This is a genomic window from Niastella yeongjuensis (assembly GCF_900110245.1).
GTDB classification, from domain to species: domain Bacteria; phylum Bacteroidota; class Bacteroidia; order Chitinophagales; family Chitinophagaceae; genus Niastella; species Niastella yeongjuensis.
In genome coordinates this window covers 35,735-61,858 of record NZ_FOCZ01000014.1, presented here as the reverse complement: position 1 = coordinate 61,858, position 26,124 = coordinate 35,735, and the positions used below count along the sequence as shown (strand labels likewise).

The following is a 26,124-nucleotide window of genomic DNA, read 5'->3' as shown; positions in this document are numbered from 1 at the left end:
ATTGCAATTAATTAGAACGGTAAATCATCAACCGGCTCATTGTATCCACCGCCGCCAGAAGGTTGTGCTTTGGGCGCAGCAGGAGCTGCAAAGGAATTATTGCCGCCGCTATAATCACCACCACCGGTTCCTTCAGGACGACCGCCTAACAATTGTATAGTAAGCACCCGCAATGTGAGCGAAGCGCCAAATGTGCCATCTTGTTTTGTAAAAGTTCTTACTTCAGGGTTCCCTTCCACATAAATCTGGGTGCCTTTGCGCAGGTAAGGCGCTATACCCGTACGGTCACTCCAGTAAGCACAATCCACCCAAATGGTCTTGTCTTTCTGGTTCCCCTGGGCATCACGGAATCTTTCAGTGTGTGCTACCGTAAAGTTCATTACTGTTTTACCATTAACATTGTTGGTAACACAATCTTTACCCAGGTTGCCGATTACTTGTAACTTAATCATACTTAATAAATTTAGCGTCGTACTTAAATATTGTTTTGTCTGGCAATTTACGGTTTCCCGCAATAGCGGCAATAGGCAGTTTTGCCGTGGGGAAAAGTTGTCAATGAGCTGCGTAAATCATTGCGTAGCAGGTACGAGCTAGTCGTTTCGGGCCGATCCCGGTTCAACGATACGCCCAAAGAAAATGGCATTCATAAACAATTTGGTGCTACTCAGCCAAAAAGCCCTGAAGTTGGGATTGTCGGCAATGGAGATCACGCGCCCACTGCCCAGCGTGTTCACCAGTACGGCCGCGGAATTTTTTACGGCCTCGTAATTTTCTTTTGTCACAAAGCCACTTTGAAGAGGTTTGTCGCCATACACCAATGGGGTGGAATAAGGATTTTTATTTCGCTCGGGAAAAATAGCATTGGCCTTGAACAGATCAACAAACGGATAACGATAGCCGTAAGCCAGCGGATGCGAAAGATCGACGGCCGCCCTGAATATGGCACCATTCATTTTCTGGGCACCAAGGCGGTAGTCGCGTTCGGCATAGGTGACCTGTTTGGCAGTATCTTCTTTAGCCTTCCTGAATGTAATATTGGTGAATCCGTTTTGGGCTGCCCATTGAACCGCCTCTTCCATAACAAGGAGGGTACCGCCAGCCTGCACCCAGGTGCGCAGTTTATCTTTATCTATAGTATTGTACGGAGCGCCATACGTAGCGCCCACCATGATCAGTGTATTGTATTTAGTCAGATCGCAACGGTTAAAAGCAGACACTTCCAAATGTGTACTGGGAATATTGAACTGCTGATCGAGCAGGAACCAAACCTCGCCGGCATCGGTTGGGTTCACGCCATTGCCGGTGATCATGGCAATGGAAGGCTGTGGCACCGGTCGCATTTTCCAGCTGCCCAAATCGCTGCCATTGGTGGCATTGCCTGTTTGCAGCGCATAGGCGGTAATGCCATTCTGTTCCATGGTTGTTTTTACCAGTTCGTATAATTTATCGGCATCCAGGGTTTGTGTTTTTACCGGAATGCAAATGGTGCCGTAGTTGAATTTGTGCGTGCCGCTGTTAACGGGTATTTCAAAAATACCGGCCGAAGCGCGGGTGTTGATACCGGCTTCCTGCAATGCGTATAACGCGCGGGGAGCATAATATTCATCCCATTCAAACAGGTACGCATAATTGCTTTTTCCGCCGGCTACGGTGCCTGTAGTTGCAACGGTTTTATCTACCTGGCTGCCCAGGAGCGTATTGGTAAAACGCGGAGCGTTCAATTCTGCATACGGCAGGCCAAAGGCCAGGGGCAGCGTCCAGGCGGTGACGTCATAAAACAGACTGTCTTTATAGGAAAGCGTTTTGTCGAAAATAGCCCTGATCAATTTATACTGGGTTTGATTGGCCGGTACTACATAGGAGCTTCCTTTTTCAAAGGAATATCCATCCGCCTGCAGGGGAGTGCTCAGTTCATATACGGCTATCTGCTGACGGCGCAGCATGTCGATAAACAGGGCTGTTTTACTTTTGTCGTGCGGGCTTCCAAATACATAACCTTTTACCGGCGCCGTTGCCGCTTCGGTGGCTACGTTCTTGTAAAAATCCCGCTGGTAGGTGAGGAATTCCTTTCGTAATGTTTTGGCGCCCTCCAGGGTAGAGAGGGTGGTGGTGAACTGGTTTTTAATGGTGAAAGGAAAACGCAAAATGCCATTCTCTGTTTTTTGCGCATGGCCACGGGAAGAAGCCTGTTCAAACAAAATACCAACAGCGCCATTGATATCGGGAAAGGAAGAACCCTTACCATAATAAAAATCGTCGTAATTCTCTTTGGTGAAATAGAACGATCCAATGCGATCGAGAAATGCCGCGTGGAATTGGGCGAGTTTGCCGGTAAGCTCCTGATTATAGGCGGGTGTTAAGGGGTTCACGCGCGATGGCACCCCGGGTTGAAAAAAGAAACTGGAATTGGAACCCTGTTCATGGTGGTCGGTTAAAATATTGGGCCGCCATTTATAAAACCATTGCAGTCGGTTGCGGCTTTCCACATGCACTCCTGTCAGCCAGTCGCGGTTCAGGTCGAACCAGTAATGGTTGCCCCGTCCGCCGGGCCACACTTCATTGAATTCGCGGCTGTCCGGGTCAGTGACCAGGTTCTTGCTTTTATGCTGGTTCACCCAGGTAGAAAAGCGTTGCAATCCATCGGGGTTGAAGGAAGGGTCGAACAGGATCACGGTATTTTCGAGCAATTCATCAATTTGTTTTCCCTGTGCGGCCGCCAAATAATAGGCGCTTACCAATGCGGCATTGGCCCCGCTTGATTCATTGCCATGAATAGAATGACCTATGTATAGTACAATGGGCATGTGTGTTATATCCAGAGCGGCTGATTTGGTGGGATCGCTTAGCTGTAGATGTTGTTGCCGGATCTCTTCCAGCCGCTGGTGGTTTTGCGGTGAGGTAATGATCAGCAGCACCTGCGGACGGGTTTCATAGGTAAACCCTATTACTTCCAGTTTTACGCGCCCGGGCGCCGCTTTGGCAATGGCCTGCATATAGTTTATCAGCCGGTCGTGGGTAACATGCCATTCACCCGGTTCATGATAAATGATAGATGCGGGTTTGGGAATAGCGGGGTTATAGGTTACGCTATCGGGTAAATAATAACTGAGGTCCTGGGCAGGAGAGACATGGAAAATGAATAGGAGAAAAAGTACGATCGCCCATCCGCGACTGTACAGATCGGGTTTTCTCATAATGTTTGGTTGTTATTGGTGCAATGGGAAGATAGCACAAATCTCAACTCAACGGGCTTAAAAGGGGGCGGTAATTTTCACCTATGGGTATTCGTTCTTCCCCAATGGTTATATACTGACGACCGAACCGGGTGATCGCCTGCCGGTTCACCAGGTACGACCGGTGCACCCTGATGAAGTGTTCCGCTGGCAGGAGCGCTTCCAGGTTTTTCATGGTCATATGCGTAAGGTGATTACCTCGTTTGGTCTTTAACAGTAAATAGTCCTTTACCGATTTTACCACCAGCAGATCGGTATGCATAATTTTAATCAGGTTGCCGGCAACCTTAAAATAGGTATAGTCTTTAGGGGATGCAACAGGTTCTGGTTGTTTTTGTTTTAATAGCTTATTGATGCTTTTATTAAAACGTTCCGGTGTTACCGGTTTCAACAGGTAGTCGATGGCCTCCAGTTCAAAACCGGTAATGGCATACTCTGCATAGGCGGTGATAAAAATAACGGCGGGTGGCTCTTTAAGCGAGCGGATAAAATCAATACCGGAAATGGATGGTAGTTGAATATCCAGGAACACCAGGTCTATTGGTTCGGCATGTAATGCATCAAACGCTTCCAGTGCATTCCGGCAGCGGCGCACCAGTTGTAATTGTGGAAAGGCCGCAATATGCTTTTCCAGAATATCCAGCGCCAGCGGTTCGTCATCGACAATGATACATTTAATCATGTAACTGCAAGCTAAGGTTTAATTGATAGGTTTGGGCAGTTGACTGAATGTTCAGGGTATACCGGCCGGCATACAACAGGTTCAATCGTTTCGTGGCATTTTGCAGGCCAATGCCGGCAGGGTTTTCTTTCGGTAAAGAAGGTTTGCTGTTGTTGATCTGCAGCAGTAGTTCTTTTTCCGACTCGCAAAGCACGATGTGTACAAAGCCATGGCCGGTTTCCTGCTGCAGCCCATGTTTAAAAGCATTTTCTATAAATGGCAATAACAGCAGCGGTGCGATCTTTGTATCGGGTTGAATGCCCTGTACATCGAAGCTGATCTGGTTATTGGCATGCTGTCTTATTTTTTCGGTATCGATGTAGTTGGTTAAAAAGCGGAGCTCTTTTTGTAAGGGTACTGTTGGTTGTTCCGCCTCATATAAAATATACCGCATCATTTCTGCCAGCCGGGCTACCAGCGACGCTGTGTCGGCCGATTGTTTCAGCGCCAGCGAATAAATGTTATTCAGTGTGTTGAAAAAGAAATGCGGGTGCAGTTGGGCTTTCAGGTAAGTTAGTTCAGTAAGCAATTGCTGCTCCTTCAGTTGACGCAGCTGATCCTCCTGTTTGGCGGAATAGATAAAATAGGCGAGGGCGCTTATGCACAAAAAATCACGGCACATGTAGATGATGCTGTAATGAAGTCCTCTGGCATTTGCCCATCGTGCCGCATCTGACCGCGCTTTGGCCGGTAAAAACTCAAGGTGGCTCCAAAGCAGGTAAGTCAATTTTTTATAAAAGACCAATCCTATCAAAAACAGGATGGTGTATAAGATAAAGCGGACTAATTTTTTAGAAACAAGTGAGCGGCGGACAATAGCATAAAACACCAGTCCGCTAAACAAATTGATCGGACTAAAAACCAGCATCTCCAGGGCATCATTGTAAAACTTTCCTAAGTTATGCTGTTCAAAATAACGATACTCTGCTGCGGTAAATATGGGAAACAACAGATAGTAAGTAATAAAAAACAAGCCTTCGAACCGAAAATATTTCCATGCTGTTGCCATGCGTACTGTATGCATGTTACAAGATAAAATATATTCTTTTCACTGATATTAGCCAGCCCGGGTTTTCGACAGGCTCCCTTATTTTTTCGACAAAACCAGTATAGTCTAATAATTAACCGGGCTGGTCTTATTGTCAAAGATCCTGTACCGAATGCCTTGTAGCTTTCCGTTATTAAACCATTTACACATGAAGTATAGCCTTTTTATTTCAATCATGTTGGTAACCGCCATTAACCGGCTTGAAGCGAAAACCAACCGGCCACCTGATGCATTAGTAGCCTTATCAAAAAAGCTGACCGCTTTACAAACCATCAGCTTTCAATTCTACCGGGAGATCAACAATCCGGATAACAACTACTTTAATACATTCACGGGTTCCTGTTACATCGAGTTTAATCAGACCGACAAACAAACGGTTTCGCGATACCGGATGGAATGCGATAGTTATATCTCGGTGTACAATGGCAGCGAGGACTTTTTCCTGGATAAGAAATTAAAAACCTATAGCCAAAGGGCGCAGCCAAAACAGCGGTCGTTCAGTACCCAGACTTTCTTTTTAAATTCCATTCAAACCCTGCGCAGCGTGATACAGCAATGGGTACAAAGCGATAGTATGCTTATGTTTGAACGGGATACGCTTATTCAGAACAAATCGTATAAATTGGTGCAGGTGAACAAACGGCAATATCCGTTGGAATACCTGAACAATTTCGATAAAATGGACCCATTGCCTGATAGTGTAACCCTTTTTTATAGCATCATTATAGACCCCGAAACAGGGCTGCCATACCAGGTGTTGCAAACAAGCAATCGATACAGCAGTAGTTTTAAAACGGTTTTTACGAATGTGAATACCCGGCCGGCGGAGCCAGAGGCCGACTCCTGGTTTTGTTCAACGTATCAAAAGGAGTATCAACCGCGGAAAAAGGAAAACAGGCAACTGATAGCTTCCGGCGCTGTGATGATGCCGGTATGGTCGATGCGGGAATATAATGGAAAAGACACGCCCGTTTTTTCAAGCAGTGCGGTTACAGGCAAGCTGGTTTTGTATGATTTCTGGATAAAAGGCTGCGGCCCCTGCATGGCCTCGTTCCCCATACAACAGCGATTGCAAAAGACCTATGGCGGTGATCATTTTCAATTGCTAAGTGTCAATACGGTTGATAAGAAGGAAGACATCAGCTTCTTTTACAAACGCGAACAACCCCTGTATAAAATGCTTTACGAGGGCGAAGCCATGGCCAAAGAATTAGGGATAGACAGCTATCCAACCCTGATACTGGCGGACAAAACCGGCAAAGTGATCTATGCGGGTCATAATTATGAAAAAGTGGAGGAATTGATCAAGACAAACCTTTGATTTAGATCATAATAGCATTAAAAAGCGGGCAGGTGAACCATCTACCCGCTTTATTGTTATTAACTACCACCCGGGCCGGGAGCCCCTGCCGGGCGTAATGGCACCCATTGGGGCATTAATTGTATATTTGCAATCTTATTTTTTTCAGTATGAGCCGTAAAGGAAAAGTTTTGGTGGCGATGAGTGGCGGTATCGATAGTACCGTTACTGCCCTGATGCTCAATGATCAGGGATACGAAGTGGTAGGTATAACCATGAAAACATGGGATTATGCCACCAGTGGCGGCGGTAAAAAGGAAACCGGTTGTTGTAATATCGATTCATTTAACGACGCCCGGATGGCTGCCGTACAGCATGGGTTCCCGCATTATATCCTGGACATTCGCGATGAGTTTGGCGATTTTGTGATCGAGAACTTTGTGGATGAATACCTGGCTGGCCGCACGCCCAACCCCTGTGTAATGTGTAATACCCATATTAAATGGCGCGCCCTGTTAAAACGGGCCGATGCATTGGGTTGTGATTATATTGCCACCGGTCACTATGGCAATGTGCATCAGCACGATAATGGCCGTTTTTACATCAGCAAGGGTAAAGACGAAACCAAAGACCAGAGCTACGTACTGTGGGGCCTGCAGCAGGACCTGTTGAGCCGTACTTTATTGCCATTGGGCCCTTATCACAAAACCGAAATCCGCCAAATGGCACTGGATTATGGTTATCCTGAACTGGCTAAAAAGAGCGAGAGCTATGAAATTTGCTTTGTGCCGGATAATGATTACCGGGGCTTTCTAAAAAGAAAGGTGGAAGGACTGGAAGAACAGGTAGCCGGCGGCAACTTTATAGATAAAACCGGTAAAGTGTTGGGTAAACATAAAGGGTATCCCTTTTACACCATTGGCCAGCGTAAAGGGCTGGATATCACCTTTGGGAAACCGGTATATGTTACCAATATCATTCCCGAAGACAATACCGTAATGCTGGGCGAGGAAGATGACCTGAACCGCCAGGACATGCTGGTAAGCAAGATAAACTGGATAAAATACGAAGGTATTACCGACGGTATGGAAGCCCTTACCAAGATCCGTTATAAAGATCAGGGTGCTATGGCCAGTTTGTACAATCATCCCAACGGGGTGCAGGTACAGTTCTCCCATTATGCCAAAGGCATTGCCCCCGGCCAAAGCGCCGTGTTTTATGAAGGCGATGATGTGATCGGCGGCGGGGTGATACAGCGCGGACAATTAGCCTGATTCTCAGGCAATAAATACATATTTATTAACGTTACAAACCTCCCGGCTTTTGCTGGGAGGTTTTTTTTGAAGCAACTAAAACGCCCCTATTTTTGTCCTGTAACAAAGTCGCTGTTTTACAAATCGTTGTATGAAGAAATTTTTTATCTCTGTAGCCGCCGGTATACTGTTTGGCTCTTTCTGGTTAAGCAGTTGTAATAAAAAAGATGATCTTACCTCTGATGCAGTAACAGATTATCTGAACCTGGAAAAAGGTAAATACATCCTGTACCGGTACGATTCACTGCGGTTTGTAGATTTTGACCAGTTTGATACAATGGTCACTTACCAGGCCAAAGAGGTGGTGGAAGACGCTACCACCGATAACCAGGGCCGTAACGGCTGGCGGATAGTTCGTTATATCCGCGACTGGACCGACACCGCGGAAGACAACTGGCAACCTATACTTACTTATGCAATAACGCCTTCTGACCGGAACATTGAAATGAGCGAGAACAGTTTACGGGCTATAAAACTCGTAGGACCGATAACAAACGGTTACAGCTGGCATGGCAATGGCTTTTATCCCGAGCGGCCTTATGAGGTGAATTACGATTTCGATAATGATCAGAATATTCAAACCTGGGATTATACGTATCATGATGTAGGCACTACCCTGAATCTGAATGGTAAAGATTACGAAAACACCATTTCGGTTACCCAGGTAGCGGATTCAGCCAACGTTCCCATTTCACAAACCATAACTGGCTACAAAAATTTGTGGACAGAATCATATGCCAAAGGCATTGGACTGGTTTATAAAGAAGTAGCCGTGTGGCAATGGCAGGGTGCTACTGGTACCCAGTCGGGATACTATACCGGCTTTGGCATAACCATGAGCATTCTTGACCATAATTAATAACCTTAAAGGGTGGTACCACTAATCGTTACCTTCCATGAGAAAGACAGCTATACTTGTAATAGTACTATTGGCAACTATCGGTTTAGCACAAGCTCAGTCACAGTCTACCCGCTATACAATTCAGCTTACTGATAAAAAAGGAACACCTTACACACTTTCGGCTCCTTCGGCTTATTTGTCGGACAAAGCACTGGCCCGTCGTGCCAAAATACACAGCGCCATCGACTCAACCGATTTGCCGGTTAATCCGGCCTACATCGCAGCCATTCGCAATGTGCCCTTTGTAACCGTACTAAACAATTCCAAATGGTTGAACCAGGTGCTGATAAAGATCGACACTACGGTGAAAACCAACGTGCCCGCTGCACTGGCCGCCATCCGGGCATTGCCCTTCGTAAAGAAAGCAGATTCCGTAGCCGCCAGGATAAGTACCAGTGACAAAGGCCTTTCCGGTACCTTAGGTGATTTAACAGTTCAGGCGCCCCTTTCCACTAAACAGACAACTGGTGAAACCGGAACTACAGCAGCCTTTGATTACGGCACTATGTACAACCAGATCCACATTCACAATGGTGATTACCTGCACGGGTTGGGTTTTTCTGGCCGGGGTATGCACATTGCGGTTATTGATGCCGGTTTTTTAAATTATCTTATTAACCCGGCTTTTGACAGCATTCGTTTGCAGGGCCGGGTGTTAGGTACCTGGGATTTTGTAAACAACGAAGCCAGTGTAAATGAAGATCATTATCATGGCGCGTATGTGCTTACCCTGATGGCTTCCAACCGGCCGGGTGTACTGGTAGGCACTGCGCCGCATGCCAGTTACTGGTTGTTAAGATCTGAAAATGACACCACCGAATTTCCGGTAGAAGAACACAACTGGGCTGTAGCCGCCGAGTTTGCCGATAGCGTAGGCGTTGATATGATCTCCACTTCGCTCGGTTATTTCAATTTTGACGACCCTGTTTATAATCACAGTTATGCACAACGCAATGGCAAAACATCCATGATCACGCTGGCGGCAAATCTGGCCGCTAAAAAGGGGATCCTGGTGGTAGTGGCTGCTGGCAATAGCGGAGCAAGTGCAGACGACACAAAATACGTTGCCTGTCCCGGTGATGCGGATAGCGTGCTCACCGTTGGTTCAATAAATGTAAACGGGAATATTGCCAGTTCAAGCAGCTGGGGCCCCAACGGTGCAGGCTTATTAAAACCCAATGTGGTAGCGGTAGGCGAAAATGCAATTGTGGCAAGCGCCACTGCCGGTATCCCATTGGTTAGCAGTGGTACTTCCTTTGCCTGTCCCAATATGGCCGGACTGGTTGCCTGTTTATGGCAGGCATTTCCTGAGTTCTCGAATATGCAGCTCATCGATGCGGTACAACGAAGCGGCAACAAGTACATCAATCCCGACTTCAGGTATGGACATGGAATCCCGAACTTTAAAAAAGCCGTCGCACTGCTTACCCAACAATACGCTACGGCCAGTATCGACTTTAATAATTGTGTGGTTACCCTAAACTGGAAAAGCAAGGACGATACCAGCTCGGTATATACCCTGCAAAGAAAACTGCCCGGTGAAACAGGTTTTGTCAATCTTAGTCAGCTTACTTCTTCTGCTTTTGCGTTTACAGCAAACAGCTATACGTATAAAGACACCATCAGGGCTGCGGGCGCTGGTATGGTTCAATACCGGATCTTACAAACCATGCGTTCGGCCGATACTACAATTGAGATAGCGAACCTGCAACAAAATATCAATTCTGCCTGCTTCTTCGATAACACCATGATGGCGCTGCCCAGCCCCTTCGATCAACAGCTGCTGGTAGTGGTAAATGTACCGGAAGCTATTGCCAACCTGGGAATAAAGATCACAGATATGATGGGGCGTGTTATGTACACCAAAAAGACAGATAAGGCGGCGGGGTATTACAGTACTACGGTCTCAACCATTGGCTGGAACGCCGGTATTTATGAAGTGACCGTCTACAATAACAGTAAAAGAATATATCAACGCAAGGTGTTGAAGAAATAACGGGTTTATTTTTTCTGAAATACCGCACCAAATAAGGTGTCTGCTTTTTGATCATAACCTGTGAACAAGGCTGTTTTCAGTAACGACAGCGAATGCTGTTCCTGGATATACTGCACCACTTCTTCGTTTTCCTTTTTAAATACAGAGCAGGTACAATACAACAGAAAGCCGCCCGGTTTTAGATGGGGAATGGCCTGTTCAACGATCTTTTTTTGGAGGGTGCTGTACCGGTCAATTTGCTGGGGATCGAAATAATACAATTGTTCCGGGGTGCGGCTCCAGGTACCGGAACCGCTGCAGGGTACGTCGGTGATGATGACGTCGTATAATGTATTCCGGGTCTTTAAGTTGGGTGCAGAAAGGTCGGCAATAAACGAGTGATAGTTTTTGATGCCTGCAGTGGCAAACCGTTTCTCCAGGTTGATAAGAATTGATTTGCGCACATCGGAAACTGTAAGGTCGATGCGGTGGAAGATGTCATTGGCCAGAATGGATTTGCCGCCGCTGGCCGCACAGGCATCCCAAACCTTGAGTGGAGCAGCGGAGCGGGCTGCATCTCTTATTAATTCCATCAACTCGCCAATCCGTTGCGAACTATAATCCTGGATCACTGCTTCCCGGTCGGTTTCAATAAGGGTGTCTATTTTAGAGGCATTCGGCAGGGCCAGGCAGGAACGGTTTAATTCCCTGAACGTGATCCCCGCTTGTTGCAGTTTATTTTTTACCGCCGCTTCTTTACCGGGGCGTAACCGCAGGAACAGATCGGGTTGGGTGAGAAAGGATGCGCAGAATGGTTCATAAACCATGCCCTCGCTAAGGGCTGCTGCCCAGGGAAACAGTTCGGGTAAGTGCAGGGCAACCAGTGCTGTTTTTTCTAATAGGGGCAGGTGCGCTTTATCATTCCAGTCTGGCCGCAGGTGCTGCAGCAGGTCATTGGGTTCGGGGCTGCAAAGGAACAAACCGGTGAGTATCCGTTCCTCCATCGGTAGCTGAGGCAGAGCCTTGCCCAACCGGAAAAAAGCATAACACAGGTGCGAAATATTCTTCCGGTCTTTGGAGCCGTACTTCTTGTGCTGGCTGAAGAACTGTTTTATAAAACTCCCAAATGGCTGACTGCCGTTGTATTGTTGCAACAATTGCACTGCGGTGTTCAGATGGGAGAAATATTTCATGGGGATGCAAGTTAGGAAAACAGCCTCAAGCTGCAAGCTATAAGCTGTAAGCCTCAGGCAATACACCTCATCGCGGCCTTCCAGCTCCGTAAGCTGGCGGAAGGGGGGACGATTACCAACCGGAAACTGGAAACCGGCAACCCTTTTTTCACTATCTTAATTGTTCAATAATTCCCGGAATGCGCAAATGGATACTGATATCATATTTGCTTTTGATGCAATTCGTTGGTTTGGGCCAGCGGGTTCCTTTTTCTTTCCGGAACATGAGCATTAATGAAGGGCTTTCGCAAAGCAGTGTGATTGATATCGCTACCGATGATGCCGGCTTTTTATGGCTGGCCACCCAGGATGGCCTGAACCGCTACGATGGCCGCGAACTGGTTATTTTCAAAAAGAATTTCGACGACATTACCACCACTACCGGCAGCAGGCTTGGGAAAATTGTAAACGGACTTAACAATACGCTGTGGCTCATTACCAGCGGCGGCAGGCTGGAAAAGCTTAATCTGTATAATGAAACATTTACGCCTGTTCGAACTATTGGCGCCGATAAAACAGAGCTGCCGCCGGTGAGTTGTTTATTTCATGACCGCAATAACACGCTATGGATTGGTACGGAAAGTAAAAGCCTTTATCAATATGATCTTACTACTAATAAAATAGTGTTTGTATACGACTTTAGTGATGTGTTGGGCCCGAAAAACATCATACAATATGTTTATAAAGACAGCGATCAAATGATATGGGTGTTGACCAACAACGGCTATTCGCAATTATACCCGCAAGTTGGTACATCTTCATTAGGTTCATTAATCCCCTCAGAAAAGGGTACTTCATTTAGTACCATGGATGAAGACTGCCATAAAAATCTATGGATAGGGAGTTATGGAAAAGGACTGTTTATAAAAAAAGCAGCGGAACAACGTTTCTCACCATTTATAGGTTATGGCGACGAGAACAGTTTGCCAGCCAACCTGGTCATTGAATCGGTAAAAGCAGCTGCCGATGGCCAGATCTGGGTGGGCACTTATGGAAACGGGTTGTATGTTATCAATCCGGCAAACGCTACAGTTACCCATTATGTAAATAACAAGAAAGATCCTTTCTCTGTTAGTTACAACGATATCCTATCGATAAAGCAGGATAAACACGGCGGCATCTGGATCGGTACCGATGGCGGCGGCGTAAGCCATTACGATAAGCGACTGAATAATTTTGCCCAGCTTACCAGTAACAATGTGCCGGAAGATATTTCCATTGAACAGGTACGGGCCATTACCACCGATCGCCAGGGCGCCTATTGGATAGGCACCAGCAGCACCGGGCTCACTTTTGCTGATATGCGCAACAATATTTTTAAAACCTTTCATTACCCGCCGGCGCCCAACGCGCAGGGGAATTATGACCGGGTGGTTTCATTGTATACCGATGGGCAGGGCGATATCTGGGTAGGCACCCAGGGCAATGGATTGCTGGTAGTTGATGCAGTTAGTAAAAAAGTAAAGACAAGATTCTATCCGGGACACTACATTCCCGATCATACCATTTGGTGTATGCTGCCCGCCACAAACAACCAGGTATGGGCCGGTACCCGCAATGGCGGCTTGTGCCTGATGGATAAACAAAAAGGACTGATCAGGAATTACAATGCCATCAGCACTGATAATCAAACGCTGGAAAATAATGTGCGCTTTCTGACCCGCATCAACGATACTACGCTGTGTATCGGTTTTGAAAAAAGAGGGATCCAGTTCCTGAATACCCAAACCGGTAAATTATTTACAACACAAAATAGTACGCTGGATAGCCTGATCACACACGAAGCCATTTTCAAGTGCGGCTGGTACCGGCAACCTCTGTTATGGATTGGTACATTGGGCCGGGGTCTGATAGCCTGCAACCTAAACACCGGTGAAACCCGGTTGATCAACGATGAACAGGGATTGCCCAATAATACGGTATATGGTATGCTGCCCGATGAACAGGGTTTTTTGTGGTTAAGTACCAATAAAGGCATTTGCCGGTTTACACCACCGGCCAGTTTGAAGGAGGTCGGCCGGTCCAGCTTTACGGCCTACCTGGTTGAAGACGGATTGCAAAGCAATGAGTTCAATACCGGGGCGTATCATAAGGCTGCCAACGGCATGCTATTGTTTGGGGGTATTAAAGGACTTACTTTTTTTCAACCAGGCCAGATAGCGCTGGCCAGCCAACCGGCGCACGTGGTAATAACACAGGTTATGGTGAACAACCAACCGCTGGGCAATGATACGGGTATCGCCTACAAGAAATTCCTGCGCCTGCCTTACCGGCAAAATGAGGTCTCGTTCAGTTTTGCAGCACTGGATTTTGTTTCACCACGCCGCTTTAATTATTATTACCAGTTATCGGGTCACGACAACCAATGGATCGATGCCGGCAATAGAAATTATGTGGCCTATACCAACCTGCCACCCGGTCGCTATGCGTTTAAGGTAAAGGCAGCGCAACAGCCTTTCGATAACAGTCCGGTTACCACGCTCTCCATCCAAATCGATCCGCCTTATTGGCGAACCGCCTGGTTTATTTTGCTGTGCGTGTTGTTGCTGGTGGGTATTTTATATGCAGTTTACCGGTATCGCATCAATCAGCTGTTGCGGTTACAAAAGGTGCGAAACCGTATTGCTACCGACCTGCACGATGATATCGGCACCACGCTTACCAATATCAGTATCCTCTCGGAGTTAAGTAAAAAGAGCGTGCTGCAAAAAGAAGACGCCAGTACGTTTCTAGATCGAATTGCTGAAGAAGTACACAATTCAAGTCAGGCCCTGGATGACATAGTCTGGAGCATCAATACCCGGAACGATACGCTGGCACAAACGGTGGCCCGCATGCGCCGTTATGCAGCGGAGGTATTCGATGCTGCCAATATTTGTTATTACCTGCAGCTGGATGAACAATTTGAGCGGTACAAACTGAATATGGAGCAGCGGCGTGATTGCTTCCTGATCTTCAAGGAAACGATCAATAACATATACAAACACGCCAATGCCAAACAGGTGCAAATAAAAGTATGGATTGAAAAAGGCCATTTACACATGAGCATAAATGACGATGGCAAAGGCTTTGATACCAATACCGTTACTCATCGCAATGGCATTAAGAACATCCATAACCGGGCTGAAAAATGGAAGGGACGTATTACACTGAAATCCGTACCCGGCAAGGGCACTCTGACACAGGTCAGTATCCCGCTGTCTTAGTTCTTACCTCACCCCAATGAGCTATGGTAACGATATGCCTAACCTGATTACATTTGTATATGGCAATAAAAATCGTTTTATTCGAAGATAATGAGCGGCTGCGGGAGTCGTTGGCGTATCTGTTAAAGATGAACGGATATAACGTGGTAGGGGATTATAGCCAGTGTTCGGAGGCTGCCAATATAGCCAGGGTGTATGAGCCCGATGTAGTGTTGATGGATATCGATATGCCCGGAGAGAATGGCATAAAAGGGGTGCGTATGATCAAGGAGGCACGTCCGAAAACATCGGTGGTCATGTACACGGTGTTTGAAGATGATGAAAAGTTGTTTGAGTGTTTGTGTGCCGGCGCCAATGGTTATTTGCTGAAGAAAACGCCGCCGGCCAGATTGTTCGATGCCATTCAGGAAGTGCTGGAGGGCGGGGCTCCCATGAGCCCGGTTATTGCCCGTAAGGTGTTAAACACTTTTCAGGTAAAAGAAACTTCCAATAAGTATAATTTATCACCGCGCGAAATAGAGGTGTTGCAATGGCTTATAAAGGGCTACAGCATCAAGATCATTGCGGCCGAAATGAACCTCGCCTTCGATACAGTACGTTCCCACCTGAAGAATATTTACCAGAAGCTGCACGTGAACTGCGGCAAGGAAGCTATTGCGAAGGCATTAAGTGAACGGATTGTTTAATGGAACGAAAAAGCCGGTAACCTCAAAGAAGTTACCGGCTTTAAATTTCTATGTTTTGTATTTGTTGTATTTCCTACTGCCCACTGCCTGGTGCCCATTGCCTTTTACAGCTCCAGCAATGTCTTAACCGGATCTTTTCCGAACAACAACAGCTCAGGGTTTTCGAGCAGCTCTTTCACCCGTACCAGGAAGCTTACAGATTCACGACCGTCGATGATGCGGTGGTCGTAGCTCACTGCCAGGTACATCATGGGTTTAATTACTACCTGTCCGTTGATAGCCATGGGGCGTTCCTGAATTTTATGCATACCCAGGATGGCGCTTTGAGGCAGATTGATGATAGGCGTACTCATTAAAGAACCAAATACACCACCGTTGGTGATGGTAAAGGTTCCGCCAGTGAGTTCTTCCATGGTTAATTTGTTGTCTCTTGCTTTGCCGGCCAGTTCCACTACTTTCTTCTCAATATCGGCCATGCTCAGGCTTTCTACGTTGCGGATAACTGGTACAGTTAAGCCACGGGGAGTAGAGACGGCAACAGAAATATCAACATAATCATGGTAAACCAGCTGGTCGCCATCGATGTAAGCGCCTACTGCAGGCCATTCCTGTAAGGCGATGGCGCAGGCTTTGGCAAAGAAGCTCATGAAACCAAGGTTAACCCCATGTATTTCTTTGAACTTGTCTTTGAATTTGGTGCGTATTTCCATGATGCGGCTCATGTCTACCTCGTTAAAGGTAGTGAGCATCGCAGTGGTGTTCTTTGATTCTACCAGGCGGCGGCTGATTGTTTTGCGCAGCTGGCTCATTTTTTCTCTTCTTTCTTCACGGCTGAACAGCGGTTTGCCGCCAGTTACTTTACCGGGGTTAGAAAGGGCTTGCAGTACATCGTTCTTAACGATCTTGCCGCTGTACCCGCTGGGGGTAACAGATTTGGGATCTATCTTTTTATCGGCGATCATAGCGGCTGCTACCGGAGTAGCCTTGATATCGTTCGATACTGCTGTAACAGGTGCCTGAGAAGGCTGTTGTACTACAGGTTCTGTTTTGGGGCTTGCTTCCGGCTTTGTTTCTTTAGCCGGTGTTCCGTTGGTGGCCGCTGCTTTTTCGGGCTTGGCTGCTTTATCATCGATAGTGGCCAGTACGTCGCCAATTTTAAGGGTATCACCTTCTTTGGCTGATTGTTGCAGGGTGCCTGCCTGTTCGGCATTTACTTCAAAAGTGGCTTTTTCGCTTTCCAGCTCAGCAATCACTTCATCACGTTCAACATAATCTCCGCTGTTCTTTACCCATCTTAATAAAGTAACCTCGCTAATGGATTCTCCAACTGTCGGAACTTTTATATCTATCATAAAAAACGTTTCTGTTTGACTTCAATGATGAATTATGGGCAATCGTGATGAACAAAGTTATATTGAAAATGCGGTATCAATGATCTCTGTTTGCTCCTGCGCATGAACCTTGGCATAACCGGTGGCAGTGGCAGCGCTTGGCTGACGGCTGATCACACCATAATTAATGGTCTTCAGGTTCATTTGTAAGAAGGAGGCAGCGCCCATGTTCAACGGTTCTTCCTGTACCCAGAACCAGGTTGCTTTGTTGTATTTGGCATACAATGCTTCCAATTGTTTAACAGGTAAAGGATACAACTGTTCAAGGCGTACAATGGCCGTATCTTTCCTGTTCTCTTTTTGTTGGCGTTCTGCCAGGTCGAAGTACACTTTACCACTGCAGAACAATACTTTACGTACGCTTGAAGCGTCGTTAACAAAAGTATCGTCGATCACTTCCTTGAATCCACCGTTCAGGAACTCCTGTGTTGGGGAGTAGGTACCCGGGTGACGCAAATTAGCTTTTGGTGAGAAGTTGATCAGTGGTTTGCGGAACGGCCAGGCTAACTGGCGGCGCAGGGCATGGAATAAGTTGGCGGCTGTAGTAATATTGGTCACCACCATATTCAATTCAGCGCACATTTGTAAGAAGCGTTCCATACGGGCGCTGCTGTGCTCAGGTCCCTGGCCTTCATAACCGTGCGGCAGCAACATGGTGATACCGTTCATGCGGTTCCATTTTTGTTCGCCGGCAGAAATGAACTGGTCGATCATGATCTGTGCGCCGTTGCTGAAGTCGCCAAACTGCGCTTCCCATAATACGAGGCTGTTGGGGTTGGCCATGGCATAACCATATTCAAACCCCAGTACACCATATTCGCTCAGTAATGAGTTGTATATTCTGAATTGACCACCTGCATCGGCGATCTCGCTCAGCCTGCTGTATGCTTTGTCGGTGTTTTCATCGCGCAAAACAGCGTGGCGGTGTGAGAAGGTGCCGCGGCGAACGTCCTGCCCGCTCATCCGTACATCATTTCCGTCCAGCAACAGGGTACCGTAAGCCATCAGCTCACCGGTTGCCCAGTCCAGTTTACCTTCTTCGTTGTATAATTTTACTTTGTCCTGGATGATCTTTTCAACCTTTTTCAGGGGTTTGAAATCAGCAGGCCATTTCATGATTGCTTCAAATACCTTCTTGAAGCTGGCATCGTTGATAGCGGTAGCGGGTGACTTCACAAAGTCTTCCTCAGTGGCTTTCCGCAAATTTTTCCAGGCCAGTTCAGGTTGTTGGTAATGATAGGGGAGTGGTTTCTGTTTTATTTCATCGAGGCGTTCCTGCAGGTCGGCCCAGAATTTCTTTTCCATTTCCTTGGCGAGGTCCTTGGCGTCTGATTCACCGTTTTCCAGCAGGAAGTTGGTATACACTTCACGCGGGTTGGCGTGTTTTTCGATCAGTGAATACAGCTGTGGCTGGGTGAATTTAGGATCGTCGCCTTCGTTGTGTCCATGTTTGCGGTAACAAACCATATCGATGAACACATCTGAATTGTATTCCTGGCGGTAGCGGGTAGCTATCTGAACGCATTTAACTACTGCTTCTGCATCATCGCCATTTACGTGTAATACAGGTGCCTGAACCATGGCTGCCAGTGAGGTACAGTAGTCAGAGCTGCGGGCATCTTCAAAGTCGGTGGTGAAACCGATCTGGTTGTTGATCACGAAGTGAACGGTACCTCCGGTATAGTAACCATCGAGGTCGCTCATTTGCAGTACTTCGTAAACAACACCCTGGCCGGCTACAGATGCATCGCCATGGATGAGTATAGGTAATATTTTATCGAAATCGCTTTTGTACAGTACATCGGCTTTTGCCCGGGCGAAACCGATCACAACCGGGTCAACCGTTTCCAGGTGCGATGGGTTGGGCATCAGTTTCAGGTGAATGGTTTTGCCATCAGGTGTTTGCACCTCACTGCCATAACCCATGTGGTATTTTACGTCGCCGCTGCCCATGGTTTGGTCGGGCTTGGCGGTACCTTCAAATTCACTGAAGACCTGCTCATAGGTTTTACCCATGATGTTGGTCAGTACGTTCAAACGGCCGCGGTGTGCCATTCCGATCACTACTTCCTGCACGTCGTTGTTGGCGGCAGTGGTAATGATCTCGTCCAGCGCAGCAATGGTGCTTTCACCACCTTCCAGGGAGAACCGCTTCTGGCCGATATATTTTGTGTGAAGGAATTTTTCGAAGATCACACCCTGGTTCAGTTTTTCCAGAATGCGTTTTTTCTTGTTGATGGGGAGCGGTTTGGCAAAGTTCCGTTCCATTTCATTGGTGAGCCAGTCAACTTTCTTCTGATCGCTGATGTATTTGAACTCGATCCCTACATGCCCGGCATAAGTCGTTTGCATGTGGTTGAGAATGTTGCGGAGGGTAGTGGTACCCAACCCGATCATATTGCCCGCATTAAAGGTTTTATCGAGATCAGCCTCGGTAAAACCATAGAAACCCAGATCGAGGTTCGCACCCCGGTCTTTACGCTCGCGAATGGGGTTGGTTTTAGCGATCAGGTGGCCTTTGTTACGATAACCCAGAATAAGGCGGTAGGCGCCCACTTCTTTTTTCCAGTCGAAGCTTTCGCCCGTAGCACCGGTTGTTCCGCCTGCTACTGCTGCCGTTCCGTTCGTTGTCCCATTTTTGCCTTGTCCCACGGCAAAGTCAAATCCTTCAAAAAATTTTTTAAGGTCGGGATCAACACTGTTTGGGTCTTGTAAGAAATCCTGATACAGGTTTTCAATAAAGGCCGGGTGGGAATTGGTGATATACGAAAAATCCTTCATGAGGATGCAATTGAAACTTAAAGTGTATTGAGTTATTTAAAATCGGGGTACAAATATCGGTCAAAAACGGTACGAATAGAACGTAAATTATCTGAATTTGTGTTTTTTGACACTATAAAATAGGATAGGCCGCTAAAACCTGCAAGGGGCGTGCGTTTTATGGTAATTTGGTGGAAAAAGAATTGGTTAATTTGCTGTTATTCATGGGGTAGAGGTGCCCCGCAAGATTTTTTCTGTATTATTTTTCGTTTTCTTGTTCAAATCCTTACCTTTGCACTCCCCTAAATTTTTGGGGAGTAAATTAGAACGAAATGGCAAATCATAAAGCTACTAAAAAAGACGTACGTCAAGCTGCTAAAAGACGTGAAAGAAACAAGTATTACGGCAAAACTACCCGTAATGCAATCCGTGATTTGAAAGCACTGAAGACAAACGGCGAAGCTACTAAAGAGTTTCCTGAGGTAGCTTCTATGATCGATAAACTGGCTAAAAGAGGTATTATCCATAAGAATAAAGCGGCTAACCTGAAAAGTAAGCTGGCTAAAAAGATCAATACCTTAGCAAAATAAGTGGTGTAACCTGCAGCCATTTGACATCTGGTTTGCAGGGCTTATTTATAAGATATTATTTTTTTTGTTTTTTCCTCCCGTTTACGCGGGAGGTTTTTTTGTTTTTAGTAGGGCCACTTTACCTGGTATAATAGTACCGGTATTGCCTGAAAATGGTAGTCAGATGGCCTGGGTATTGTACCGGAATGGCCCGGGGGGCTTACGCGGATCGCCTAATGCACAAGGCAGTCCCCTGGCAATACTTAGGCAATGGCCAGGCAATCCCCAGGCCATTCGCATTAGGTCTGCCATCGGCAACCCTGTAACCTGCAATAACCACTCCTCAAACAATTGCAGCCTTCCCCGGTAACTGGCAACCGGTAACCGGTAACTTTTCCTATATTTAGCCCCGAACAGTCACATTATGAGAAAACTACAAGTATTTCTGCTTCTTGTATTGCCCGTTTCCCTTTTCAGCCAGTCCATTACAACCAGATACGAACAAAGCCAGGCCAAAGAAACGCCTGTGTACAGCGAGATCATCAGCTGGTGGAAAATGATGGACGACCGGTTCCCCACCATAAAAATGCAGGCCATGGGCCCCAGCGATGCCGGTTTTCCCCTGCACCTGGTGGTAGTATCAAACGACGGTGATTTTGACATGACCAGCCTGCACCGCAAGAATAAACGCATCATTTTAGTAAATAACGGCATTCACCCCGGCGAACCCGATGGCATAGATGCCAGTATGCTGCTGGTACGCGATATCGCCACTAAAAAAATAAAACTGCCCGAAAATGTGGTGCTGGCCATCATCCCGGTTTATAATATTGGCGGTTGTTTGAACCGCAGCCCCTGGTACCGCGTAGATCAAAACGGACCGGATAATTTCGGTTCCCGCGGCAATTCCCAAAACCTGGACCTTAACCGCGACTTTATAAAATGCGATTCCAAAGAAGCCCGCTCCTTTGCAGCCATCTTTCACCAGTGCGACCCCGACGTATTTGTAGATAACCACGTGAGCAACGGGGCCGATTACCAGCACATTATGACCCTGCTTACCAGTCAGTACAACAAATTGGGCGGCCCCATGGGCGATTACCTCCATACGAAGTTTGAACCCGGCCTGTACAAACTGATGAAGCAAAAGGGATACGACCTGGTGCCCTACGTTGATTTTGCCGGCAATACCCCTGAATCGGGAATGGAAGCTTATTTTGATGGTCCCCGGTACAGCAGCGGTTATGCTACCTTGTGGCACACCTTTGCTTTTGTGCCCGAAACCCATATGTTGAAACCCTATAACCAACGGGTGGAAGCGACCAAAGCATTGATGGAATCGTTCATCGCCTTCACAGCTGCAAACAGCACGGCCATTCACCAACTGCGTGAGCAAACCAAAAAGGATGTAGTTACCCAAACCAGTTTTCCCCTGAGCTGGAAACTCGATACTACCCGGGCCGACCAGGTATTGTTCAAAGGCTATGAAGCCGGACATAAACCAAGTGAGGTGTCGGGGCTGCCGCGTTTGTATTACGACCGCAGCAAGCCGTATGAAAAGCAGATCAAATACTATAACGCTTACGCTACCCGCACGGCTGTTAATAAACCGCTTGCCTATATTATACCCCAGGGCTGGTGGCCGGTGATCGATCTGTTAAAGATCAACCGGGTAAAAATGCGGGTAATGCCAAAAGATACCAGTATAGAAGTGGAGGTGTATAGAATTGAAGATTACAAAACCTATCCCCGCCCGTATGAGATGCATCATTTAAATACCGATGTAACGGTAAGCACCCGTAAGCAAACAATGAACTTCAGAAAAGGAGATTATTATATTCCGCTCGATCAGCCAGCCAACCGGTTTTTGATGGAGGTGCTGGAGCCGCAGGCCGATGATTCGTACTTTGCCTGGAATTATTTTGATGGCATTCTGGGCCGCAAGGAAGGATTCAGCGCTTACGCATTTGAAGACATTGCAGCGCAGTACCTGAATGAACATCCTGATGTTCGAAAGCTGTTGGAGGCACGAAAGTCAACCGACACCGCTTTTGCCAAAAGCGCCAGCGCGCAGCTCGACTTTGTATACCGAAACTCACCTTATTACGAACCGGATCACATGAAATACCCGGTGTATCGAATCGTTCGTTAGTTAGAATTTCAGGTGCCTGACTGTCAATCCATCATTGATTAACTGTTTCAATGAGTCGATACCTATTCTAACATGCCTTTCAACAAAATTGGCGGTGACTTTTTTGTCGCTTTCTTCGGTTTTTACGCCTTCGGGTACCATGGGTTGATCGCTTACCAGTAACAGCGCGCCAGTGGGGATCTTGTTATAAAAGCCAACAGAAAAGATAGTAGCAGTTTCCATATCGATGGCCATGGCCCTTATCTTCTGCAGGTATTCCTTAAAGTGTTCATCGTGTTCCCAAACCCGGCGGTTGGTGGTGTATACGGTGCCGGTCCAGTAGTCAACGCTGTAATCGCGAATGGTAGTGGACACTGCTTTTTGTAAGGCGAATGCGGGCAGTGCTGGCACTTCGGGTGGAAAATAGTCGTTGGATGTACCTTCACCACGAATGGCTGCAATGGGTAAAATAAGATCGCCGATGTTGTTTCGTTTTTTCAAACCGCCGCATTTTCCCAGGAACAGTACGGCCTTAGGTTCAATAGCGGTTAACAGGTCCATTACGGTTGCAGCGGTTGGACTGCCCATCCCAAAGTTGATGATGGTAATGTTTTCGGCAGTGGCGCATTGCATGGGTTTGTCGATGCCGGTAACGGGAACGTTGTTCCATTCGGCAAACATTTTTACGTAATTGCTGAAGTTGGTGAGCAGAATGTATTCACCGAAATGGTCGAGGGTTTCTCCGGTGTAACGGGGCAGCCAGTTCTTTACTATTTCATCTTTTGTTTTCATAATCAATAAATTTCGTTTATTTTAAGCAAACCCAACTGGTTTTTAGTAATAAGAAATGGTAAATAGTAGCTTTGACAATATGATCAGGATTGAATATCCTTTGTTTCCTTTTCGCATGAAAAGAGAAGAAGGGAAAGAATTTATATTTGATGAATGCCGGAAGCAATGGATCCGGTTGACTTCAGAAGAATGGGTGCGTCAGAATTTTCTGCAATATTTATTACAGGTAAAAAAATATCCCGCTGCCCTTATCGCTGTTGAGAAAGAGATCAGGCTGGGAGAATTGAAAAAGCGGTTTGATATTCTTATATACAATGCACAACACCAGCCCTGGTTAATGGTTGAATGCAAGGCTATGGAAGTACCCTTAATGGATGATGTATTACACCAGGTATTACGGTATAACATAGCCGTGCCCGTTCCATATCTCGTTATTACCAATGGCGCTGCGAGTTTTGCATATATTAGAAAAAACAACCAGTTGCAAATGCTTGAAGACTTACCCGAGTACGGAATTTAAGTTGGTGTTAACGGATTTTATGCTTTCTTTAGCATAACCAACAACCTGTTTATGGATACACCTATCCATGAGAAAATTGAAGACCTGAACCGTCGCATTCAGGAACTGGCGGGCCGGCAGTCTGCTATCAGCAGTCAACTGTTACAATTGAACGATGAGCTCGAAGCACTGAAACTTACAGCAAATACCGGCGCTCCGGTTACGCAGAAACCGGTAGCGCAGGAGAAAATAGAAACAGTCCCGCCGCCACCGCCACGGGTTACCACCAAATCGTCCTCCTCCTTTGAAGAATTTATTGGAAAGGACGTTGCCAGCAAGGTCGGCATCCTGGTTACCATCATAGGTATTTTTATTGGCGCCAAATATGCCATCGAACATAATATGGTTAGCCCGGTAGTACGGGTGATCAATGGGTACATTGCTGGTATTGTTTTGGTGACCATAGCTATCCGCTTAAAGAAAAAATACGAAGCCTACAGCAGTGTGCTGATGGGGGGCGGACTGGCCGTGTTGTATTTCATTACTTATACCGCCTACAGTTTCTACCACTTGCTGCCACAGTCAGTCGCGTTTGCCCTAATGCTGGTCTTTACAGCCGGAACCGTATATGCCGCCTTGTTGTATAACCGTGTAATTATTGCTCACCTGGCACAGATAGGGGCATACGCCATTCCATTTTTATTAAGCGATAATTCGGGGCGTTATGCCATATTCTTTGGTTATGTAGCCATCATTAATACGGGGATCTTGATAGTGTCGCTGCGTAAATGCTGGAAGTCGCTGTTTTATTCGGCATTCATCCTTACCTGGTTCATATATGGGTTCTGGTATGTTACCAGTTTTCAATATCATTTGCATCAATACATTGCCTGGACGTACCTGGTTGTTTTCTTCCTGATCTTTTATGTGACCTTTCTGGCGTATAAGATCGTTAAAAAAGAGCAGTACGGGTTGAATGATGTGTTTGTGTTGCTAAGCAACGCGTTTATTTTTTATGGCATTGGTTATAACCTGTTGAGTCATGAATCGGCTGTCGCTAATTACGCAGGAGTTTTCACCATCATTAATGCGGCCATCCACCTCACCGTGAGCCAGGGGATAAAAAAATTGCAACTGGCCGACCGGTCATTGTATTACCTGTTGCTGGGGCTGGTGATCGTATTTTGTTCCATAGCCATACCTGTACAATTTGATGGCAATTGGGTAACCCTGTTATGGACTGCCGAAGCGGTACTGGTGTTTTTGATAGGCCGGATGCGGCGGGCCGGTTCCTATGAAAAACTGGGCGCCGGACTGATTATCCTGAGTTTTTTAAGTATGGTGCAGGACTGGTTTACCTACTCACAGGCACATCCTTTTTTGAATATAGTGTTTGCAACGGGGCTGCTGGCAGCTGCCGCACAGGGCATTATAATCTATTATAACAGAAGCAAAAGCTATCAATCAACTTTAACCCCTGACAGTCTGTACCTGGGGTTTTATAATTATTTTCTGCCGGGTATTTTTCTGGTAACGGCTTATGTGGTTTTTAGTATGGAGATCTCCGGGTATTTCAAAAAGCTTGATCTGCCTGTACCTGTAAATGACGACTGGAAATATGGCATCCTTTCATCCTTTTCCGGACCTGAAGAATTCATTGTACGCCTGTTGTATTCCATGGTATTCTGCATTGGAGTTATGATGGCCAATCAGCGATTGGGTCGGAGCAGATTACTGGGGGCATTTACGCTCACTGGTATTGGTATGATGATGCTTATACTGGTAACGCTCGCCCTGGGTGTCTTGAATGAACTCACGCATACCTATTATCAAAAAGGCGGCGGCTCTTTCGGGGCACTGGAATTTTACCTCAGGTATATTGTAATCGTAACGACCGTTTTGCTGTTCTACAAAGGACAGCAGACCCTGAATGAATTTGTACGGGAACCTGTTATAAAAAAGGCGTGGACGTTGACGATATACGGAGTAGCATTGGCCTTTATCAGTGCCGAATACCTTTGTTGGACCTCTTTCTCGGGAGTGGGTAAACAATACAAATTAGGAATGAGCATTGTGTGGGGTATCTATGCACTGATGTTGATCGTCCTGGGCATTCAGAAAAAACAAAAGCACCTGCGGCTGGCTGCCATTGCGTTGTTTCTAATAACGCTGATCAAATTATTCTTTTATGACCTGGCGGGTTCCAGCACCATTACCAAAACGGTATCGTTTATTTCATTAGGGGTGTTGTTGCTGGTAGTGTCGTTCCTGTATAATAAGTATAAGGAGGTGTTGTTTGGGGAAGGTGAGGGGAGGGAAGTAAATTGAAAAATAAGTAATTAAAGCACGAATGCCATCCCGCAAAAA

18 protein-coding genes are annotated in these 26,124 nt (G+C 46.5%); 10 read left to right on the top strand and 8 right to left on the bottom strand.

The window, feature by feature from the left end; genetic code table 11:
- Nucleotides 1-11 precede the first annotated feature (11 nt).
- The 4 genes from BMX95_RS27880 to BMX95_RS27865 all read right to left on the bottom strand — a co-directional run bounded on the left by BMX95_RS27880 (nt 12) and on the right by BMX95_RS27865 (nt 4,978).
- Entirely contained in the window at nt 12-452 is a 441-nt protein-coding gene (locus BMX95_RS27880) for a single-stranded DNA-binding protein (RefSeq protein ID WP_081198551.1), read from the bottom strand.
- 138 nt (nt 453-590) lie between these two features.
- Complete coding sequence (locus tag BMX95_RS27875) at nt 591-3,194, bottom strand: M14 metallopeptidase family protein (protein WP_081198552.1); 2,604 nt, start codon at nt 3,192-3,194, stop codon at nt 591-593.
- A 43-nt stretch (nt 3,195-3,237) separates the two neighbouring features.
- Complete coding sequence (locus BMX95_RS27870) at nt 3,238-3,915, bottom strand: LytR/AlgR family response regulator transcription factor (RefSeq protein WP_081198553.1); 678 nt, start codon at nt 3,913-3,915, stop codon at nt 3,238-3,240.
- A complete protein-coding gene (locus BMX95_RS27865; protein WP_081198554.1) occupies nt 3,908-4,978 on the bottom strand; it encodes a sensor histidine kinase in 1,071 nt (356 codons plus the stop codon). The genes BMX95_RS27870 and BMX95_RS27865 overlap by 8 nt, the downstream gene beginning before the upstream one ends.
- A 172-nt stretch (nt 4,979-5,150) precedes the next feature.
- Between BMX95_RS27865 and BMX95_RS27860 the strand changes: the two genes are divergently transcribed.
- From BMX95_RS27860 to BMX95_RS27845, 4 genes are all read left to right on the top strand, one after another.
- The gene (locus BMX95_RS27860; protein WP_165758850.1) at nt 5,151-6,323 is read left to right on the top strand and encodes a TlpA family protein disulfide reductase; all 1,173 of its coding nucleotides are present in this window, start codon (nt 5,151-5,153) and stop codon (nt 6,321-6,323) included.
- Nucleotides 6,324-6,472: 149 nt separating this feature from the next.
- Nucleotides 6,473-7,576 carry a tRNA 2-thiouridine(34) synthase MnmA gene (gene mnmA, locus BMX95_RS27855; protein ID WP_081198556.1) on the top strand — a complete coding sequence of 368 codons (1,104 nt, stop codon included), beginning with the start codon at nt 6,473-6,475 and terminating at the stop codon, nt 7,574-7,576.
- Nucleotides 7,577-7,706: 130 nt separating this feature from the next.
- Nucleotides 7,707-8,474: a hypothetical protein gene (locus BMX95_RS27850; protein ID WP_081198557.1), complete on the top strand. Its 768-nt coding sequence runs from the start codon at nt 7,707-7,709 to the stop codon at nt 8,472-8,474.
- 37 nt (nt 8,475-8,511) lie between these two features.
- Nucleotides 8,512-10,512, top strand: a complete 2,001-nt coding sequence (locus BMX95_RS27845) for a S8 family peptidase (protein ID WP_081198558.1) — start codon at nt 8,512-8,514, stop codon at nt 10,510-10,512.
- 5 nt (nt 10,513-10,517) lie between these two features.
- Here the strand turns inward: BMX95_RS27845 and BMX95_RS27840 are convergent, their stop codons facing one another.
- Nucleotides 10,518-11,684, bottom strand: a complete 1,167-nt coding sequence (locus BMX95_RS27840; RefSeq protein WP_081198559.1) for an RsmB/NOP family class I SAM-dependent RNA methyltransferase — start codon at nt 11,682-11,684, stop codon at nt 10,518-10,520.
- A gap of 179 nt (nt 11,685-11,863) precedes the next feature.
- Between BMX95_RS27840 and BMX95_RS27835 the strand changes: the two genes are divergently transcribed.
- Both BMX95_RS27835 and BMX95_RS27830 read left to right on the top strand, forming a co-directional pair.
- Complete coding sequence (locus BMX95_RS27835; protein ID WP_081198560.1) at nt 11,864-14,929, top strand: ligand-binding sensor domain-containing protein; 3,066 nt, start codon at nt 11,864-11,866, stop codon at nt 14,927-14,929.
- Nucleotides 14,930-14,988: 59 nt separating this feature from the next.
- A complete protein-coding gene (locus BMX95_RS27830) occupies nt 14,989-15,615 on the top strand; it encodes a response regulator transcription factor (RefSeq protein WP_081198561.1) in 627 nt (208 codons plus the stop codon).
- A gap of 104 nt (nt 15,616-15,719) precedes the next feature.
- Here the strand turns inward: BMX95_RS27830 and odhB are convergent, their stop codons facing one another.
- Together odhB and BMX95_RS27820 are read right to left on the bottom strand one after the other, a co-directional pair.
- A complete protein-coding gene (gene odhB / locus BMX95_RS27825; RefSeq protein WP_081198562.1) occupies nt 15,720-16,967 on the bottom strand; it encodes a 2-oxoglutarate dehydrogenase complex dihydrolipoyllysine-residue succinyltransferase in 1,248 nt (415 codons plus the stop codon).
- Between the two features lie 57 nt (nt 16,968-17,024).
- The gene (locus tag BMX95_RS27820) at nt 17,025-19,787 is read right to left on the bottom strand and encodes a 2-oxoglutarate dehydrogenase E1 component (protein ID WP_081198563.1); all 2,763 of its coding nucleotides are present in this window, start codon (nt 19,785-19,787) and stop codon (nt 17,025-17,027) included.
- A gap of 311 nt (nt 19,788-20,098) precedes the next feature.
- On the opposite strand from BMX95_RS27820, the gene rpsT reads away from it, so the two are divergent.
- Together rpsT and BMX95_RS27805 are read left to right on the top strand one after the other, a co-directional pair.
- Nucleotides 20,099-20,356: a 30S ribosomal protein S20 gene (gene rpsT, locus BMX95_RS27815; RefSeq protein ID WP_014221190.1), complete on the top strand. Its 258-nt coding sequence runs from the start codon at nt 20,099-20,101 to the stop codon at nt 20,354-20,356.
- A 403-nt stretch (nt 20,357-20,759) separates the two neighbouring features.
- Nucleotides 20,760-22,487, top strand: a complete 1,728-nt coding sequence (locus BMX95_RS27805) for a M14 family metallopeptidase (RefSeq protein ID WP_081198565.1) — start codon at nt 20,760-20,762, stop codon at nt 22,485-22,487.
- Here BMX95_RS27805 and BMX95_RS27800 read toward each other — a convergent pair whose 3' ends face one another.
- The gene (locus BMX95_RS27800; RefSeq protein ID WP_081198566.1) at nt 22,488-23,258 is read right to left on the bottom strand and encodes an AMP nucleosidase; all 771 of its coding nucleotides are present in this window, start codon (nt 23,256-23,258) and stop codon (nt 22,488-22,490) included. It abuts the gene before it with no gap.
- Nucleotides 23,259-23,337: 79 nt separating this feature from the next.
- On the opposite strand from BMX95_RS27800, the gene BMX95_RS27795 reads away from it, so the two are divergent.
- Nucleotides 23,338-23,778, top strand: coding sequence for a type I restriction enzyme HsdR N-terminal domain-containing protein (locus tag BMX95_RS27795; protein WP_242673039.1), 441 nt, complete (start codon nt 23,338-23,340; stop codon nt 23,776-23,778).
- Between the two features lie 51 nt (nt 23,779-23,829).
- Nucleotides 23,830-26,085 carry a DUF2339 domain-containing protein gene (locus BMX95_RS27790; protein WP_081198568.1) on the top strand — a complete coding sequence of 752 codons (2,256 nt, stop codon included), beginning with the start codon at nt 23,830-23,832 and terminating at the stop codon, nt 26,083-26,085.
- The last annotated feature ends 39 nt before the right edge of the window (nt 26,086-26,124 follow it).

Excerpts from the sequence above, each read along its gene's own strand:
- BMX95_RS27880 (WP_081198551.1), bottom strand. The coding sequence starts at position 452 with ATGATTAAGTTACAAGTAATCGGCAACCTGGGTAAAGATTGTGTTACC.
- BMX95_RS27875 (WP_081198552.1), bottom strand. The coding sequence starts at position 3,194 with ATGAGAAAACCCGATCTGTACAGTCGCGGATGGGCGATCGTACTTTTT.
- BMX95_RS27870 (WP_081198553.1), bottom strand. The coding sequence starts at position 3,915 with ATGATTAAATGTATCATTGTCGATGACGAACCGCTGGCGCTGGATATT.
- BMX95_RS27865 (WP_081198554.1), bottom strand. The coding sequence starts at position 4,978 with ATGCATACAGTACGCATGGCAACAGCATGGAAATATTTTCGGTTCGAA.
- BMX95_RS27860 (WP_165758850.1), top strand. The coding sequence starts at position 5,151 with ATGAAGTATAGCCTTTTTATTTCAATCATGTTGGTAACCGCCATTAAC.
- mnmA (WP_081198556.1), top strand. The coding sequence starts at position 6,473 with ATGAGCCGTAAAGGAAAAGTTTTGGTGGCGATGAGTGGCGGTATCGAT.
- BMX95_RS27850 (WP_081198557.1), top strand. The coding sequence starts at position 7,707 with ATGAAGAAATTTTTTATCTCTGTAGCCGCCGGTATACTGTTTGGCTCT.
- BMX95_RS27845 (WP_081198558.1), top strand. The coding sequence starts at position 8,512 with ATGAGAAAGACAGCTATACTTGTAATAGTACTATTGGCAACTATCGGT.
- BMX95_RS27840 (WP_081198559.1), bottom strand. The coding sequence starts at position 11,684 with ATGAAATATTTCTCCCATCTGAACACCGCAGTGCAATTGTTGCAACAA.
- BMX95_RS27835 (WP_081198560.1), top strand. The coding sequence starts at position 11,864 with ATGCGCAAATGGATACTGATATCATATTTGCTTTTGATGCAATTCGTT.
- BMX95_RS27830 (WP_081198561.1), top strand. The coding sequence starts at position 14,989 with ATGGCAATAAAAATCGTTTTATTCGAAGATAATGAGCGGCTGCGGGAG.
- odhB (WP_081198562.1), bottom strand. The coding sequence starts at position 16,967 with ATGATAGATATAAAAGTTCCGACAGTTGGAGAATCCATTAGCGAGGTT.
- BMX95_RS27820 (WP_081198563.1), bottom strand. The coding sequence starts at position 19,787 with ATGAAGGATTTTTCGTATATCACCAATTCCCACCCGGCCTTTATTGAA.
- rpsT (WP_014221190.1), top strand. The coding sequence starts at position 20,099 with ATGGCAAATCATAAAGCTACTAAAAAAGACGTACGTCAAGCTGCTAAA.
- BMX95_RS27805 (WP_081198565.1), top strand. The coding sequence starts at position 20,760 with ATGAGAAAACTACAAGTATTTCTGCTTCTTGTATTGCCCGTTTCCCTT.
- BMX95_RS27800 (WP_081198566.1), bottom strand. The coding sequence starts at position 23,258 with ATGAAAACAAAAGATGAAATAGTAAAGAACTGGCTGCCCCGTTACACC.
- BMX95_RS27795 (WP_242673039.1), top strand. The coding sequence starts at position 23,338 with ATGATCAGGATTGAATATCCTTTGTTTCCTTTTCGCATGAAAAGAGAA.
- BMX95_RS27790 (WP_081198568.1), top strand. The coding sequence starts at position 23,830 with ATGGATACACCTATCCATGAGAAAATTGAAGACCTGAACCGTCGCATT.